The following is a 16,097-nucleotide window of genomic DNA, read 5'->3' as shown; positions in this document are numbered from 1 at the left end:
AGATTTCCCTTTAAATTTCATAGACTTGGTAAGCACCCAAGATTTTATATCCAATTCCAACTGCAGTTAGCTCTTCAAGAGCGAACTGAGCCAACTTTTCCTTTGTATAATCACAATCAATAATGAAGAAATACTCGCCAAGTACCGTCTTCAACGGGCGGCTTTCAATCTTGGTCAAGTCAATGCCTCGCCAGGCAAAGGTCGATAGGGCCTTGTAAAGTGCCCCTGGCATATTGTCAGGCAGGGTCAAGGCCAGCGTTAATTTACAATCAATCTGATTGAGCGGAATCTCAGGAGCAGTGTTCCCCAGCACCCAAAAGCGGGTATAATTCTTTTCAATCTCCTGGATATCCTTAGCCAATATTTGTAGACCGTATTCCTTAGCAGCTGCATGTGGAGCGATTGCTGCATAAGGCTGATCTGGATTATCAGCGACAAAACGAGCCGCAAAGGCTGTACTTGCTGTTGTCTCAATCTTGGCATGTGGAAAATGCTGTTTAATATACTTTTTCCCTTGAGCAATGGCCTGTGGGTGTGAGAAGATTTTCTCAATTTTCTCATGATGTTTAGTCGCCATCAACTGCTGCTTGATGGGCTGAACAATCTCTGCCATAGCACGAATATCGGCCTGATGGAAGAGATAGTCTAAACTCTCATGAACAGAGCCCTCAATGGAATTTTCCACCGGAATGATTGCATAATCCACACGTCCCTCTTCATAAGACTTGATAACCTCGGTAATGGTACCTAATGAAACCAATTCTGCCTCAGGAAAAGCCTTTAAGGCTGCATTATGCGTAAACGACCCACTTGGGCCCAAATAACCTACATACATTTGATAAACCTTGCTACTTCTTCTGGCGTTCGGTTATCAACTGTGACAACCAAATCTGCTAAATCTTGATAGAGTGCCATTCGACCGTCATAAATAGCCTTAAAATCCTCTTTGGAATGATTGAGAAAGAGGGGGCGTTGATTTTTGGTATCCTTCTTAATGCGATCATAGACCACATCGAAAGAAGCGTGGAGCCAAACGTTATGCTTACGATTCTTGGCCAAGAGCTGACGATTACGCTCAGTCACAACGACACCACCTCCAGTAGAGATGATGACATCATCTCCCTCTTGGAGAAGTTCTTCCAAAGTCTCAGACTCAATCTGACGAAAGGCTGCTTCACCTTCTTTTGCAAAAAAATCAGCAATGGACATGCCGATTTTCTCCTCGATGACCTGATCCATATCAACGAAACGACCATCCAGGTATGGGGCGACGGAACTCTTACCAACTCCCATAAAGCCCAATAAAACCTTAGCCATTGAGCAATCCTTCCAAGTCACTAAAGAAGCTTGGGTAACTTGTATTGATAGCTTCTGCACGTTGCAAGTTAACCTCACCATCTTGAACCAAGAGGGCAGCAATAGCTGTCATCATACCAATACGGTGGTCTCCAAAGGTATTGACCTCTGCCCCATGAAGAGCCGTCTTACCAGTGATAATCATACCATCCTCTGTTGGAACAATATCAGCCCCCATAGCATTCAAGGCATCTGCTACCACCTGAATACGGTCGGTCTCTTTGACCTTGAGTTCTTCAGCATCACGAATCACTGTCTTACCTTGGGCTTGTGTCGCCAAGAGTGTGATAATCGGAAGTTCATCAATCAAACGTGGAATGATATCTCCACCAATTTCAGTTCCTTTAAGTTCTGAAGTTTCAACCGTAATAGTCGCAGATTTAGCAACTTGATCAATATCTGAAAGGGTAATCTTACCACCCATATCTTTGATCACATCAATGATACCCGTACGTGTCTCGTTGATGCCGACATTTTCCAAGACAATCTTAGAGTTAGGCACCACGAGTCCCGCTACCAACCAAAAGGCTGCTGAAGAAATGTCACCTGGAACCACTACTTCTTGAGCAGTAAAGCTTTGGTCACCAGAAATACGAATTTCCTTGCCATCTACTTGAAGCTGACCACCAAACTGCTGAATCATATCTTCCGTATGATTACGTGTTTTTTCCTTTTCAATAATGACAGATTCGCCATCAGCTTGAAGCGCTGCAAAAATAAGGGCAGATTTTACCTGAGCAGAGGCCACAGGCAATTGGTAATGAATAGGTTTAAGAGACTTGCTACCGTGCATTTTCAAAGGTGGCAAATCACGGTCTGTTTGACCAGAAACCTCTACACCCATCTGACGCAAGGGAATGGTCACACGGTCCATCGGACGTTTTGAAAGGGAATCATCTCCAAACATTTCCACATCAAAATCTTGACCTGCAAGCACACCTGAAATCAAACGAATCGATGTTCCAGAGTTCCCCATGTCCAACTTGTTTTGAGGAGCCTTGAGACCATCAAAACCAACACCGTGAATGCGTACCACATCACCATCATCCTCGATAGTCACACCCAAATCACGGAAGACCTGCATAGTTGAGAGGACATCCTCACCTCGTAAAATATCACGAACTGTTGTCACACCTTTGGCAAGACTTCCGAACATAATCGAACGGTGACTGATTGACTTGTCACCAGGGATGCGCAAGCTGCCATGAAGACCTTGAGCCTTGGTTTCTAGTTTCATAGGTTACTCCTAAAAATTTTATAGTTATTTCCATTATACCATAATTGAAAGCCCAACCATAGACTGAATTGTCAAAATATTCACTCGCTAGTATTACCATACTTTTCTTTTAGGTAGGCAACTGCCTCTTGAACACGGTTCCGAATCAAGTTAGCAGACTCCTCTAAAAGACGATTTTCCTCAGCAGACAAAGACAAGTGAACGGGAGCAGCCACCCCATGACGCCCTAGGATGACTGGATAGCCAAGATAGGTTTGATAGGCTTCTTGATAGCTTGATACTGCCACTTCTTCTTGAGCATCTGAAAGGATAATAGTTACCAAACGAAGAGCCGCACTGGCAATGCCGTAAGAAGTATAGCCCTTACCATAAAAGACCTTGTGACCACCCTTCATGGAAGCCATAAAGAGATTTTGTCGCTCTTCTTCACTGGTCAATGCTGTAATGTCTTGACCTTTGACCTTAACCTGACTCCAGGCTGTAAATTGGGAATTCCCATGTTCGCCAAGATTGTAGCCGGATACTGATTTAGGATTTACTGACAAATCATCTCCTACCGCTGCCTTCATTCTCGCCGTATCGAGTAGAGTCCCTGTCCCAATCACACGTTCTCTTGGCCAGCCTGTGAATTCCTGATAGAGGGCTGATACAGCATCTACAGGATTCGAGATAACCAAGAGTATGCCTTTAAAATTCAATTTTTTAAGTGCCTGAGAAACCTGATAAACGGCTTCTCGAGTAAATGGAAATTCAGCAAAGCGATCCTCACCAGCATTATGCTGTAACTGAATGTTTCCAAGAGATGAAATAATCACATCAGCATCTTCAAGTGCCGCATAATCATTGACAACAATGCTTGCATAGCTAGGCAGATTTGCCATGGCATCCTTAAAATCCTGGGCATCTGCCTCGGCCTTCTTCTCATTGATATCTATAAAGACATAGCTATCAGCCAAGCCTTGAGCAATTGCTCCATGAGCTACTGCAGCTCCAACATTTCCCATACCAATAATTCCAATCTTACGACTCATCATTTTCCTCCTTAATATTTCTAGCTTCTTCCTTAGACAATCTCTTTTGAATGCAGAAAAGGGCCTGTCAATTGACACACCCTCTTTGATTAACTATTCAATTCTTGCAAAGGTTTGAAGATGATACGTTCAATATCGTTCAAATAAACAGACAAACCTTGTTGTGCAGTCAAGTATTCTTTCAAAAGGGCATTAGCTTCTACCTTTTGACCCAATTCTTGAACAGCAGCTTGTTCTTCTGCTGTTGGCATTGTACCAGCTTGCATTTTAGCATAGAAATCCTCTTGGAAATCAGTAAACTCTTTGAAAAGAGCGCTAGCTTCAGCATCAGCTGCAATCGCTTCTTTTTTCTCTACCAAAGTTTTGTACTCAGGAAGGGCACGAATGCCACGTTCCAACTCATTTGCTAAATCATAAATATTTGTCATTTTATTCTCCTAGGCGATCACCACATGATAATCCGTATTGGCTTCAATAACAGTCTTAGCATGTGTGCGATCTTTTTCATTTTTAAAAGTAATTTGGAGGATACCGTGAATATCCTCACGATTTTCCTCATTAATACGAAGGTTAACCAAAGACGTTCCTCGCAGCAATTCCATAATGTTAAGGATAACGTCTTCTCGGTCAGGCACATCCACGAAAATATCGAAGGCACTTTCCACGCCACCTTTTTTGTGGATCTCCATCTCTTTACGTTTCTTACGACCGTTGTCAAAGAACTCCCAAATGGCATTCTCATCTTCAGCCTTAATCAAGTCAGCCACATGGTCCAAACGTTTTTTGAAATCTTCAATACGATCCAAAACAGCTGGCCCATTGGTCATGAGAATGGAAGCCCACATGCCAGGTTCACTTTCTGCAATACGGGTCATATCTCGGAAGCCCCCAGCCGCAAAGTGATTGGTCATCTCGTGAGCCTGCGCATAATCAGCTGCCTGCTCCATAAGTCCAGAAGCTAAAAGGTGTGGAAAATGACTGATTTGACTGGTTACACGATCATGTTCAGCCGCATCAATCTCCACATAACGTGATTTAAGCCCTGACAAGATGTCCTTAAGTTCAGGGATAGTTGTCTCTCTTGTTAGACTCGTCGGTGTGAAAATATAATAGGCATTTTCAAAAAGTGTCACGTCAGCTGCAATAGCCCCTGATTTATGGGAACCAGCCATAGGGTGAGAACCTACAAACTGAACATTTTTACCTGTTAGGTAACGTTCAGCTGCCTCAACGATATCCAACTTAGTAGACCCTGCGTCCGTGATGATGACATTATCTTTGAGATCCAGGTCAGCCAACTCCTTCAAGTAGGCCACCGTTTGCTTAATTGGCACTGCAAGGACAATAACATCCGCAAGGGGAGCAAATTCTTTGAAATCACTTGTTGCACGGTCAACAATCCCACGCTCAAGTGCAATATTTCGAGAATAGTCAGAGCGATTATATCCAAGAATCTCATAATCAGGGTGGTCCCTTTTAATCCCTAAGGCCAAAGAACCACCAATCAAGCCCAATCCTGCGATATAAATAGTTTTCTTACTCATTACTACTCCCATCTATTGTCTGATACTGCTTAAAAGTTTTTCACATAGTCACGGTGACGTACTACCGCTTCTTTCAATTCTTCCATGTTGTCAGAAGAGAATTTGTCCAAGATTTCATTGGCTACAACTGTAGCAACTACGGATTCCATAACGACACCCGCTGCAGGCAAGGCCGTTGGATCTGAACGCTCAACTGTTGCCTTGTATGGTTCATGTGTTTCGATATCTACTGACATCAATGGCTTGTATAGGGTTGGAATAGGTTTCATAACCCCACGGACCACAATCGGTTGCCCGTTGGTCATACCACCTTCAAAACCACCAAGGTTGTTAGTGCGACGCGTATAGCCATCCTCTTCATTCCAGAGAATCTCGTCCATCACTTGAGAGCCCTTGAGGTAGCCATCCTTGAAACCAAGACCAAATTCTACACCCTTGAAGGCATTGATAGATACAACTGCTTGAGCAATCTTAGCATCAAGTTTGGTATCCCATTGGACATAAGAACCAAGGCCAACAGGGACGCCGCCAACAACAGTTTCAACGACACCACCGATTGTGTCTCCCTCTTTTTTGATTTGGTCAATGTAATCTTTAATTTCCTGTTCACGTTCTTGGTTAACAACTGAAATCTCTGATTGTTGGGCCAATTCCTTGATTTGAGCTACTGTCAAATTCTCAGGCACATCAATTTCCTTACCACCAAAGACAACGACATGGTTAGCAATTTCAATATCAAGCTCAGCCAAGATACGTTTAGCGACAGCACCTACTGCCACACGCATGGTTGTTTCACGCGCACTAGAACGTTCCAAAGAATTACGCAAATCATCGAAACGGTATTTCATTCCACCAACTAAGTCAGCATGTCCTGGACGTGGGTGAGTGATTTTACGTTTGGTTTTCAAACGGTCCTCAATATCTTCCACAGCCATGATGTCCAACCATTTTTGATGGTCCTTATTGATAACATGAAGGGTGATTGGAGCCCCTGTTGTTTTCCCATGACGCACACCAGAAGTGATTTCAACCTTATCAGACTCAATTTTCATACGGCCACCACGACCATAACCACTTTGGCGGCGTTTCAAATCGCCATTGATATCTTCTGCCGTCAAGGGAAGACCTGCTGGAACACCTTCGATAATTGCTGTTAAACGTGGGCCGTGAGACTCACCTGCTGTTAAATATCTCATTTATTTCTCCAAGTACTCTTTCATTTCAACTAAAGGAATCTGATTGATAGCTGCCTTACCAATCTCTGGAATGATAACTGTCTTAATGCTATTGCCACGAGCTTTTTTATCATGTGTGAGGGCTGTATAGAGCTCCTCAACACGCCATGGCTCATAGTCTACTGGCAAGCCAAATTTGACACACATCTCAGCGATTTGACGTGTGATTCCCTTAGGCATCAGACCTTTTTCCTCAGCAACTCGTGAAATCTGAACCATTCCGATAGCTACCGCTTCACCGTGCATGACTTTACCGTAACCAGCTGTTTGTTCAACGGCATGCCCAATCGTATGACCAAAGTTTAGGTACATACGGACACCACCTTCAAACTCATCTTCAACCACAATTTTACGCTTAACGTTACATGAACGGTAAATAATGGTTTCTGAGTTTTCTAGGATACTGTGAACCGAACCATCAATGCTTTCAAGAAGCTGCCAAAGCTCAGGATCATCAATCAAACCGTATTTGACAACCTCACCCATACCTTCGATCAATTCACGTTTACCAAGTGTCTCAAGGACATTAGGATCAATCAACACCCCATCAGGCTGAGCAAAAGTTCCCACGATATTTTTAGCAAATGGTGTGTTCACACCTGTCTTACCTCCAATAGATGAATCTACTTGGGCAGTTAGACTAGTTGGAACCTGAACGAAGTGAATGCCACGCATATAGGTCGAAGCGACAAATCCTGCCAAATCACCAACAACGCCACCACCAAGAGCAAGGATACCATCACTACGAGTCATGCCATTCTTAATCAAAAACTCATAAGCCTTATTAACAGTTTTAAGGTTTTTACTTGCTTCACCTTCTAGGAAATCAAAAACGACTACCTCAAAACCTTCGTGCTCCAAGCTAAGCTTAACTTTTTCTGCATATAGAGCTCCCACATGATTGTCTGTGATGAGTGCAATCTTTTGCGGTTCCCAAAGTGACTTCACCCATTGACCGACGGTCTTAAGGGCTCCTTTTTCAATAATAATGTCATAAGGGTTATGTGTTAAATTTACCTCTAGTTTCATAGTCGTCCCCTCCTAGCTATTGTAAATATTTTCTAATTCCTGCCAAATGGCGTCTGTTGGCATGTCCTTGCCGGTCCACAATTTAAAGGCACCTGCCGCTTGATGAAGCAACATGCCAAGTCCATTCACAGCCTCGATTCCCTGTTTCCTAGCCAAGGCCAAGAAAGGTGTTTCAAAAGGCTGATAAATGATATCAGCAACCAAGAGTCCCTTAGGAAATTTTGTGTCTGTAGGAATGGGAAAGGATTCGCCATCCATCCCCACACTCGTCGCATTCACTAATAGATCAGCCTGGCCTAGTTCCTCTTGAAAATACTCAAAATCATTTAAAGCATGAAACTCCAAGTGACAAGTTGCCTGTTCAAGTAAGGACTTAAAGCTCTCTTTTGCCTTATCTAATGACTGAGGGCGAACATAGACACTGACTTTTTTTGCACCATCAAGAACTGCCTGCGTCACAATAGCTTTAGCAGCACCACCAGCACCCAAAATCATCAGATGAGCGTCTCTAGGGCTAAAGTCCTTTAGACTAGCAAAGAAGCCAAAACCGTCCGTATTATGACCAATCAAATGACCATCACGATTAACAACTGTATTGACGGCACCAATCAGTTGAGCTGCAGGACTAATCTCATCCAAAAAAGGAATGACTGCTTCCTTATATGGCATCGACAAGTTGATACCGAACATGTTGTAACGTCTAATATTTTCAACTGTCTCGGCTAGGTCTGACTCTGGAATCTCCCAAGCCACATAAACACCATTAACATGTGTCTTCTCAAAGGCCGAATTATGAATGAATGGCGAAATCGAATGCTTGATTGGATTGGCGACAACAGCTGCTAGGCGTGTGTGTCCATCAATCTGCATCCAACACCTCCCTGATTCTGCGCATGTCTGCTAAACTAATTTGTCCTGGAGCACTGGCATTATCAAGACTGGCAAAGGTCCATGATGACCCTATCAAGTTGCCCGCAAAACGTGACAAACGACCTAGTTTACCCATTGACATGGTCACAAACTCCTGCTCAGGATTAAAGGCCTTAAAGCCACGTGTGAAGTTCATAAGGTCGAGAACATCCTGCTCATGCTTAGGCATAACTGCCACCTTAACCACTCGTGGTGTCAAGTTTGCCATCTCAGACAAAAGTTCCAAGAGGTTTTCAGGTGTCTCCTCAAAGTTATGATAAGACAAAACCAAGTTTGAAAATTCAAGCATTTGATCAAAGACAGCCTTACGTGTGAAATACTCAAAATCAATATAATCTGGCGAGTAAATCGCAGCTACATCCTTAATCAGTGCGACATATTCCGCATCCGTTAACTCAAGCCTACCACCCTCACGCGTTGTACGGATGGTAAAGATAATCTCAAAGCCTGCGAATTTCTCGAAAATAGCCGGAGCAACCGTTAAGATACTATCCTTATCTAAAAAATCTGCACGCCATTCAATAATGTCTGCCCCCTCAAAACGAGACAGTTCAAGCGCTTGTGCCTCCTCTAAACTAGTTGGCATAATCGGAACTACAATTTTCATTTATTTACCTTTATTGTGTATACTTTCAAATAATTTGATGTTGGATCATTAGGATTGACGGTAAAATCCGCTGGTAATTGTTGCAGGTTAACGAAGTCCGCTGAAACATCTCCCAAGCCCTTACGTAGTTGTTTTTTAAACTGTTGCACTGTCATATTAGCAGCATTGGTACTTGCGATGATTGTCCCATGCTCTGATAAAATATCAAGACTTTGTGCAATTAACTTGTGGTAATCCTTATTTGCTGAGAAAGTGCGTTTCTTATTTCGAGCAAAGCTTGGCGGATCGATGACGATAAGGTCATAAGATAAGCCTTTTTTCTTTGCATATTTGAAATAATCGAAGACATCCATCACGACCAAGCGATGATTTTCCATACTGAAGCCATTAGCTTCAAAATGAGCCGTCGATAATTCACGTGAACGCTTAGCCAAATCAACCGATGTCGTTTCAACCGCTCCCCCCATAGCTGCAGCCACTGAAAAAGCTGCCGTATAGGAGAACATATTCAAAACTGATTTTCCCAAAGCTAAGCCATTAACTAAGCCATCACGCACTTCATGCTGATCAAGGAAAATCCCCGTCATTAGCCCATCATTGAGGAAAACTTCATAAGTTACCCCATTTTCTAAAATGGTGAAGGTATCAGCCGCCTCTTGCCCAAAAAGATGGTCTGATTCGAAATCAAGACCCTTGAAGCGGATTTTCTCATAGCCTCCCAAGACCTCAGGAAAGACCATTTGGAAAGCATCTACAATATCATTTTTCAAGGAATAAACAAAGGCATTGTACCATGAAAAGAGGGCATAATCCCCATATAAATCAATTGTGAGACCACCAAAATCGTCACCATCTTGGTTGAAAAGACGAAAAGCTGTCGTCAACTCATTATCATAATAGGATTGACGTTTGGCCTTAGCCCTTTCAAAAAGTCCTTGAAAATAAGTCACTGTCAATTGTTGTTTTTTAGGGGACAGAAACCATCCTATCCCCTTATTTTGACTTGACAAATAGCCCGTTCCTAAAAAGTCTTTGGATTGGCTATATAGATAAACCAACTGATTATTTTCAGTTATATTTGGAAAATCTTCGGCTAAAAGAAGCTGTTTTCCTTGTTTGATTTTTTTCTCCGCAAAGGGACTTACCGTCAATATACTCATGTTACTATTATACCAAAAAAATGCTATTATTTCTGTTTCGTGACTAGATTTTATCAATTATATGTCAAGGAATATCACACTCAATGGCAGTAAATTTTTGAGAGTCATTATCTTATTTGGTATAATGATTAAGATAATATAGAATCAAAGGAAGTATTACTTTGAAAAAAATTACTGAAGCCTTTTGGAAAGGAGTTTCATCAAGACTTGGATTTATCCTCTTGTTACTCTTCTTTTACTGGCTAAAAACCATATTCGCTTATTACGTCAACATTAATCTTGAGTTGGAAAGCAGATATCAGGTTATGCTTTCGCTGATTAACCCTATTCCACTAGGATTAATGCTTCTAGGTTTAGGACTATACTTCAAGAAACGACGTTTCTTTTATAGTATTACCATTGCTATCTATGTCATCCTTAACCTCTTACTTATCGCTAATGTGATTTACTTTGGAGAGTTTACAGACTTCATCACTGTAAATACCATCCTAGCAAGTTCTAGTTCGGCAGCAGGACTAGGAGACTCAGCCAAGAACCTTCTTGAGCCAAGCTATCTTTTCTACCTGATTGATGTTCCTTTCTTCATCTATGCTGGTTTCAGGAAAAAGCTTAAATTGGACAGCAAGCCATTTAATAAACGAGCTAGTTTCGCAGTTACTGCACTATCAACACTCCTACTCTCAGTTAACCTCTTCTTAGCGGAAGTTAACCGTGGCGAGTTGTTGACACGTGGTTTCTCAAATAACTATATTGTTCGTGCTATGGGGCTTCCCTTCTTCACAGCCTATTCTGGTAACTTAACTTATCAAGCTTCACAGGCTCGGTCATCTGCAACAGCTGAGGATATGAAAAAGGTTGAGGCTTACGTTAAGGAGCACTATGCGGCACCTGACCCTAAGTATTACGGAATTGCTAAAGGAAGAAACGTCATCGTTATTCACTTGGAAAGCTTCCAACAGTTCCTCATTGATTACAAGCTCAAAGTAGACGGTCAAGACTATGAGGTTACACCATTCATCAATTCCATTTATCACTCAAATGAAACTCTAGCCTTTTCAAACTTCTTCCACCAAGTAAAATCAGGTAAAACTTCTGATGCTGAAACCTTGATGGAAACGTCTCTCTTTGGACTAAGTACAGGGTCATACATGGTAAACTATGGTGGTACCAATACAGCCTATGCTGCGCCATCTATCCTAGCTCAAACAGGTGACTATACGTCAGCTGTTTTCCACGGAAACACTGGATCCTTCTGGAATCGTAACAATACCTATAAACAATGGGGGTATAACTACTTCTTTGACTCATCAGCCTTCACTGAAAAAACTGATGAAAACTCCTTCCAGTATGGTCTAAATGACAAGTACATGTTCCCAGATTCCATCAAGTATCTGGAACAAATGCAACAACCTTTCTACGTTAAATACCTTACAGTATCTAACCACTACCCATATACTTCTCTCTCAGGCGATGAAAAGGAACAAGGTTTCCCACTTGCCGAAACAAAAGACGAGACAGTCAACGGATATTTTGCAACAGCTAACTATCTTGACTCAGCAATCAAAGACTTTTTTGATTACCTCAAGGAAACCGGTCTTTACGATAACTCGATTATTGTCATGTACGGTGACCACTATGGTATCTCAGATACACGAAGCAGCAATCTTGCTGAACTTCTCGGTAAGAACCCTGAAACTTGGTCAAACTATGATAAAGCCATGCTTCAACGTGTTCCTTACATGATTCATATTCCAGGTTATACTGGTGGTGGTATCTCTAACACCTTTGGTGGTGAGGTTGATGCCCTTCCAACTCTCCTTCACGTTCTTGGCGTTGACACTAGCTCTTATATCCAGATGGGACAAGACCTCCTATCTCCTGATAATAAGCAAACCGTCGCATTTAGAACCTCAGGTCAATATGTTACTCCTCAATACACCAGCTACTCTGGTCGACTTTATAACACTCAAACAGGGGAAGAAATTACCAACCCTGATGAGACAACTAAAAAAGATAACGAAGCCATTCGTAAGGCAGTAGCAACTCAGCTTTCGATGAGTGACGCTGTTCAAACAGGTGACCTTCTTCGTTTCTATACGCCAAACGGTTTGAAGCATGTTGATTCTAGCAAGATTTCCTACACTAAACAGATGGATCAACTAAAAGAAATCAATAAAAAGCTGAAAGATAAATCAACCAGCCTCTACAAACAAAAAGGCAATAAATCGACAGCTGATCTATTCAAGACCCCATCTTACAAGGAACTACATCCTGCAGAATCTGAATCAAGCTCAAGTTCAAGTGAATCAGAGTCTAGTAGCTCTTCAACGGAACAACAATAAGCCTTAAAAGCAGTCCTATTTGGACTGCCTTTTTAGATTAAACAATTATCAATCGTACTTAACTAGAAAATCATAATCCTCATAGCACTCGCCTCAAACATATTTCTTGCTAGTTTACTATAAGCGTGATTAAATAGAGTTTGTAAGAAAACTTATAAAGGAGAACAGATATGAATCCAATGGACCTATTTAACCAAGTAAAAGAAATGATCGAAAAGAAAGATTTCGAAGCTGCTAAAAAGTTTGTCGATGACAATAAAGATGATTTGGGCGAATACTTTGACCAAGCTAAGTCACTTGTTTCAGGTAACGAAATGGTTAGTGGAGCTCTAGACAAGATTAAAGGTCTATTCTAAGACGAAGTCCCCTCAATCCTATTGATTGAGGGGACTTTTTATGTGTAGAGTTTCTATTTAGAGACAATGCATAACACAATCTAAGATTCTTTAGAAACACAAAAAAGAGATTCCTAAGGAACCTCTTTTATTCTATATGACTATAGAATTATTTTTTCAAGTTGTAGAATGATTTCAAACCACGGTATTCTGCAACTTCACCAAGTTGGTCTTCGATACGAAGCAATTGGTTGTATTTAGCGATACGGTCAGTACGTGACAATGAACCTGTCTTGATTTGACCAGCGTTAGTTGCAACTGCGATATCAGCGATTGTTGAATCTTCAGTTTCACCTGAACGGTGTGATACTACTGCTGTGTATCCAGCTTCTTTCGCCATTTCGATAGCGTCGAAAGTTTCAGTCAAAGTACCGATTTGGTTAACTTTGATAAGGATTGAGTTAGCAGCGTGTTCTGCAATACCTTTTTCAAGGTAAGCTGTGTTAGTTACGAAGAAGTCGTCACCAACCAATTGAACTTTACCACCAAGACGTTCAGTAAGAGCTTTCCAACCGTCCCAGTCGTTTTCGTCCATACCATCTTCGATAGTGATGATTGGGTATTTGTTAACCAATTCTTCAAGGTAGTCGATTTGTTCTGCAGCAGTACGAACAGCAGCGCCTTCACCTTCAAATTTAGTGTAGTCGTAAACTTTACGTTCTGCATCGTAGAATTCAGATGATGCACAGTCAAATCCGATAAATACGTCTTTACCTGGTACATATCCAGCAGCTTCGATAGCTTTGATGATAGTTTCAACACCATCTTCAGTTCCGTCGAAACGAGGTGCAAAACCACCTTCGTCACCTACGGCTGTTTCAAGTCCACGTTCTTTAAGGATTTTCTTAAGTGCGTGGAAGATTTCAGCACCCCAACGAAGAGCTTCTTTGAATGTTGGTGCACCAGCAGGTACAATCATGAATTCTTGGAAAGCGATTGGAGCGTCTGAGTGAGAACCACCGTTGATGATGTTCATCATTGGAGTTGGAAGAACTTTAGTGTTGAATCCGCCAAGGTAGCTATAAAGTGGAACTTCAAGGTAGTCAGCAGCTGCGCGTGCTACAGCGATAGACACACCAAGAATAGCGTTGGCACCAAGTTTACCTTTGTTTGGAGTACCGTCAAGAGCGATCATTGCGCGGTCAATACCTTGTTGATCACGTACGTCGAATCCGATGATGTGTTCAGCAATAACGTTGTTTACGTTATCAACTGCTTTTTGAGTACCAAGACCACCGTAACGAGCTTTGTCACCATCACGAAGTTCTACTGCTTCGTGTTCACCAGTTGAAGCTCCTGAAGGAACCATACCGCGACCGAATGCACCAGATTCAGTGTAAACTTCTACTTCAAGTGTTGGGTTACCGCGTGAGTCAAGGACTTCGCGTGCGTAAACATCAGTAATAATTGACATTACAATACTCTCCTTATGAGTTAAAATTTTTTACACCTATATATTACCATAATATCAAGGCTTAAGCAAATTAAAACCAGAATTTTCTAGCGATTTTCTATTTTTTAATATTTTCAATTGTTTTTGAAAATCTCAGAAAGCAACTCAAATGAAAAGGAATTCAAAATATTGTATAATACAAGTAGAAAACTAAGAGGAGATTCCTATGACTTCACTTGAAAACAAAGTGCTCCAATGCGCTAGTGGCGAAAAACGCCTAAATCCCGATGAACTTCGTCAGTATTTTGGAACCTATGCGGAACGTGTAGTCCTAGCTGTTCTATTGGAAAATACCGAAAAGAAAACTGTAATTGACAATTTTCCGCAAATATTAAAAGACTTATTAGCCGTTTACCCTAATCTTAGTCTCAAACTTTCGCCAAAATTAGCCGACCAGACACAATTTACCTATATCAAGACCGCTCAAGCACTAAATATTTCTGCAACTATCGTTGACGAGGCCAAGGCCCATTCACCATACGGTCTTATCGTACATAGTAATCATGCAGAGAATCTTGATAAAGTGTTATTTTCAGAGCTCTATCCTGATATCCTTACTCCTAGTGAAACTGAACCTATCCTTGAAAAAAAGGGATTTTTTGCTAAACTATTTGGAAAATAAAAGCTGATGCAAAGTCAGCTTTTTCTTATATCACAATGTTTTACTGAGCTTGATGACATTCCCAATATTGAGTCCTGTGCGATAGAGATTCTCCTTAGCGGTAGCTAAAACTTGGTCTAACTCTAATACTTGTCCAATGATAGGGAAAGCAGCTGAGATACCTGCTACTGGAAAATCAGGCAAGTCATCCTTCAAACTACCACAGATAGCAATGACGGGAATAGCTGATGGTGTCCGCCTAGCCACCCAGACCGGTGCTTTACCAGACAAGGACTGGCTATCCATACGTCCTTCACCAACTATGACCAAATCAACTTCCTTCACACGTTGATCAAAATCAACGCAATCAAGTACAAAGTCAATCCCTGATTTAATTTCTGCGCCTGCAAAAGCTACTAAACCCGCTGCCATGCCTCCTCCGGCTCCTGAACCAGCCAGTTTTAAAACCTCAGGAGCAAAGTTTTCGTAGAATTGTGTCATGTCTTGGTCAACCTTTTTAAATTGTGAAGGAGCTAGGCCTTTTTGTCCACCAAAAATATAGGTCGCTCCATCTTGACCACACAAGGGATTATCTACGTCAGTAATCAGATGAATAGTAACACCAGACAAATCAATCTTATTTTTAGAGGATACCTTTTTAATAAGACCAAGATTAGCACCTATTGGCTCAAGCTCCTGTCCCTGAGAGTCATAAAAACGATAACCCAATCCATATGCCATACCAATACCACCATCATTGGTAGCAGACCCACCTACGCCTATGATAAAATCTCGGATGCCAGATTGAACCAAATGAACAATTACTTCACCCACGCCTTGTGTCGTTAGAGCTAGAGGATTTCGTTTATCCTTAGGAATCTGTCCCAAGCCACAAATCGCAGCCATTTCAAAAACGGCAGTCTGGCCATTGCTGGCAAAAGAAACACTTCCATCACTTGTATAGGTATGAGGAATCTTGATACTTTTCTTCTCAAGATTTAGATTTTCAGCAAGAGCATCTAAGGTGCCCTCGCCACCATCACCTATTGGCATGAGGTCAAATTCAGTGTCGGGTAAGGCCTTTTCAAAGCCCAATTTAAGAGCTAAGGCGACCTCTTTTGCAGACAAACTTTCCTTAAAGGAATCAGGTGCAATCAAAATTCGCATGATGTCCTCC

General features: G+C 41.7%; 16 protein-coding genes. 3 read left to right on the top strand and 13 right to left on the bottom strand.

Annotation, left to right across the window (positions count from 1 at the left end; translation table 11 throughout):
* Positions 1 to 10 precede the first annotated feature (10 nt).
* The 11 genes from pheA to O3670_RS07485 all read right to left on the bottom strand — a co-directional run bounded on the left by pheA (position 11) and on the right by O3670_RS07485 (position 10,129).
* The gene (gene pheA / locus O3670_RS07535; RefSeq protein ID WP_110980860.1) at positions 11 to 835 is read right to left on the bottom strand and encodes a prephenate dehydratase; all 825 of its coding nucleotides are present in this window, start codon (positions 833 to 835) and stop codon (positions 11 to 13) included.
* Complete coding sequence (locus tag O3670_RS07530) at positions 826 to 1,317, bottom strand: shikimate kinase (protein ID WP_104020801.1); 492 nt, start codon at positions 1,315 to 1,317, stop codon at positions 826 to 828. Before O3670_RS07530 ends, pheA begins: the two co-directional genes overlap by 10 nt.
* Entirely contained in the window at positions 1,310 to 2,593 is a 1,284-nt protein-coding gene (gene aroA / locus O3670_RS07525) for a 3-phosphoshikimate 1-carboxyvinyltransferase (RefSeq protein WP_371595947.1), read from the bottom strand. Before aroA ends, O3670_RS07530 begins: the two co-directional genes overlap by 8 nt.
* A gap of 80 nt (positions 2,594 to 2,673) precedes the next feature.
* The gene (locus tag O3670_RS07520; protein WP_104020800.1) at positions 2,674 to 3,624 is read right to left on the bottom strand and encodes an L-lactate dehydrogenase; all 951 of its coding nucleotides are present in this window, start codon (positions 3,622 to 3,624) and stop codon (positions 2,674 to 2,676) included.
* 89 nt (positions 3,625 to 3,713) lie between these two features.
* Positions 3,714 to 4,052: a YlbF/YmcA family competence regulator gene (locus O3670_RS07515; protein ID WP_070847373.1), complete on the bottom strand. Its 339-nt coding sequence runs from the start codon at positions 4,050 to 4,052 to the stop codon at positions 3,714 to 3,716.
* Between the two features lie 9 nt (positions 4,053 to 4,061).
* Positions 4,062 to 5,168, bottom strand: a complete 1,107-nt coding sequence (locus tag O3670_RS07510) for a prephenate dehydrogenase (protein ID WP_070847371.1) — start codon at positions 5,166 to 5,168, stop codon at positions 4,062 to 4,064.
* Between the two features lie 29 nt (positions 5,169 to 5,197).
* Positions 5,198 to 6,364 carry a chorismate synthase gene (gene aroC, locus O3670_RS07505; protein ID WP_371595946.1) on the bottom strand — a complete coding sequence of 389 codons (1,167 nt, stop codon included), beginning with the start codon at positions 6,362 to 6,364 and terminating at the stop codon, positions 5,198 to 5,200.
* Entirely contained in the window at positions 6,365 to 7,432 is a 1,068-nt protein-coding gene (gene aroB / locus O3670_RS07500) for a 3-dehydroquinate synthase (protein ID WP_371595945.1), read from the bottom strand. It lies immediately after the preceding gene.
* Between the two features lie 12 nt (positions 7,433 to 7,444).
* On the bottom strand, positions 7,445 to 8,302 hold the full coding sequence (locus O3670_RS07495) for a shikimate dehydrogenase (protein WP_371595944.1): 858 nt from the start codon (positions 8,300 to 8,302) through the stop codon (positions 7,445 to 7,447).
* Positions 8,292 to 8,969, bottom strand: coding sequence for a type I 3-dehydroquinate dehydratase (gene aroD, locus O3670_RS07490; protein ID WP_371595943.1), 678 nt, complete (start codon positions 8,967 to 8,969; stop codon positions 8,292 to 8,294). Before aroD ends, O3670_RS07495 begins: the two co-directional genes overlap by 11 nt.
* On the bottom strand, positions 8,966 to 10,129 hold the full coding sequence (locus O3670_RS07485) for a class I SAM-dependent rRNA methyltransferase (protein WP_037603989.1): 1,164 nt from the start codon (positions 10,127 to 10,129) through the stop codon (positions 8,966 to 8,968). Before O3670_RS07485 ends, aroD begins: the two co-directional genes overlap by 4 nt.
* 161 nt (positions 10,130 to 10,290) lie before the next feature.
* On the opposite strand from O3670_RS07485, the gene O3670_RS07480 reads away from it, so the two are divergent.
* Positions 10,291 to 12,471, top strand: coding sequence for an LTA synthase family protein (locus O3670_RS07480; RefSeq protein ID WP_371595942.1), 2,181 nt, complete (start codon positions 10,291 to 10,293; stop codon positions 12,469 to 12,471).
* 170 nt (positions 12,472 to 12,641) lie between these two features.
* On the top strand, positions 12,642 to 12,827 hold the full coding sequence (locus O3670_RS07475) for a hypothetical protein (RefSeq protein WP_002890454.1): 186 nt from the start codon (positions 12,642 to 12,644) through the stop codon (positions 12,825 to 12,827).
* 148 nt (positions 12,828 to 12,975) lie between these two features.
* Here O3670_RS07475 and eno read toward each other — a convergent pair whose 3' ends face one another.
* Positions 12,976 to 14,280, bottom strand: coding sequence for a surface-displayed alpha-enolase (eno, locus tag O3670_RS07470; RefSeq protein WP_002886048.1), 1,305 nt, complete (start codon positions 14,278 to 14,280; stop codon positions 12,976 to 12,978).
* Between the two features lie 205 nt (positions 14,281 to 14,485).
* Here eno and O3670_RS07465 point away from each other — a divergent pair, with 205 nt between their 5' ends.
* Positions 14,486 to 14,941, top strand: coding sequence for a YueI family protein (locus O3670_RS07465; RefSeq protein ID WP_048790536.1), 456 nt, complete (start codon positions 14,486 to 14,488; stop codon positions 14,939 to 14,941).
* A 30-nt stretch (positions 14,942 to 14,971) separates the two neighbouring features.
* On the opposite strand, the gene O3670_RS07460 is transcribed toward O3670_RS07465, so the two are convergent.
* Positions 14,972 to 16,087: a glycerate kinase gene (locus O3670_RS07460; protein WP_371595941.1), complete on the bottom strand. Its 1,116-nt coding sequence runs from the start codon at positions 16,085 to 16,087 to the stop codon at positions 14,972 to 14,974.
* Positions 16,088 to 16,097: the final 10 nt, after the last annotated feature.

The sequence above is a fragment of the Streptococcus sp. 27098_8_74 genome (assembly GCF_041431705.1).
GTDB classification, from domain to species: Bacteria; Bacillota; Bacilli; order Lactobacillales; family Streptococcaceae; genus Streptococcus; species Streptococcus salivarius_E.
The sequence above is the reverse complement of the archived record's forward strand: the minus strand, read 5'-3'. Positions and strand labels throughout refer to the sequence as shown.

What these genes read in the sequence shown, in the direction of transcription:
- pheA (WP_110980860.1), bottom strand. Translation starts at nt 835, where the DNA reads ATGTATGTAGGTTATTTGGGCCCAAGTGGGTCGTTTACGCATAATGCA.
- O3670_RS07530 (WP_104020801.1), bottom strand. Translation starts at nt 1,317, where the DNA reads ATGGCTAAGGTTTTATTGGGCTTTATGGGAGTTGGTAAGAGTTCCGTC.
- aroA (WP_371595947.1), bottom strand. Translation starts at nt 2,593, where the DNA reads ATGAAACTAGAAACCAAGGCTCAAGGTCTTCATGGCAGCTTGCGCATC.
- O3670_RS07520 (WP_104020800.1), bottom strand. Translation starts at nt 3,624, where the DNA reads ATGAGTCGTAAGATTGGAATTATTGGTATGGGAAATGTTGGAGCTGCA.
- O3670_RS07515 (WP_070847373.1), bottom strand. Translation starts at nt 4,052, where the DNA reads ATGACAAATATTTATGATTTAGCAAATGAGTTGGAACGTGGCATTCGT.
- O3670_RS07510 (WP_070847371.1), bottom strand. Translation starts at nt 5,168, where the DNA reads ATGAGTAAGAAAACTATTTATATCGCAGGATTGGGCTTGATTGGTGGT.
- aroC (WP_371595946.1), bottom strand. Translation starts at nt 6,364, where the DNA reads ATGAGATATTTAACAGCAGGTGAGTCTCACGGCCCACGTTTAACAGCA.
- aroB (WP_371595945.1), bottom strand. Translation starts at nt 7,432, where the DNA reads ATGAAACTAGAGGTAAATTTAACACATAACCCTTATGACATTATTATT.
- O3670_RS07495 (WP_371595944.1), bottom strand. Translation starts at nt 8,302, where the DNA reads ATGCAGATTGATGGACACACACGCCTAGCAGCTGTTGTCGCCAATCCA.
- aroD (WP_371595943.1), bottom strand. Translation starts at nt 8,969, where the DNA reads ATGAAAATTGTAGTTCCGATTATGCCAACTAGTTTAGAGGAGGCACAA.
- O3670_RS07485 (WP_037603989.1), bottom strand. Translation starts at nt 10,129, where the DNA reads ATGAGTATATTGACGGTAAGTCCCTTTGCGGAGAAAAAAATCAAACAA.
- O3670_RS07475 (WP_002890454.1), top strand. Translation starts at nt 12,642, where the DNA reads ATGAATCCAATGGACCTATTTAACCAAGTAAAAGAAATGATCGAAAAG.
- eno (WP_002886048.1), bottom strand. Translation starts at nt 14,280, where the DNA reads ATGTCAATTATTACTGATGTTTACGCACGCGAAGTCCTTGACTCACGC.
- O3670_RS07465 (WP_048790536.1), top strand. Translation starts at nt 14,486, where the DNA reads ATGACTTCACTTGAAAACAAAGTGCTCCAATGCGCTAGTGGCGAAAAA.
- O3670_RS07460 (WP_371595941.1), bottom strand. Translation starts at nt 16,087, where the DNA reads ATGCGAATTTTGATTGCACCTGATTCCTTTAAGGAAAGTTTGTCTGCA.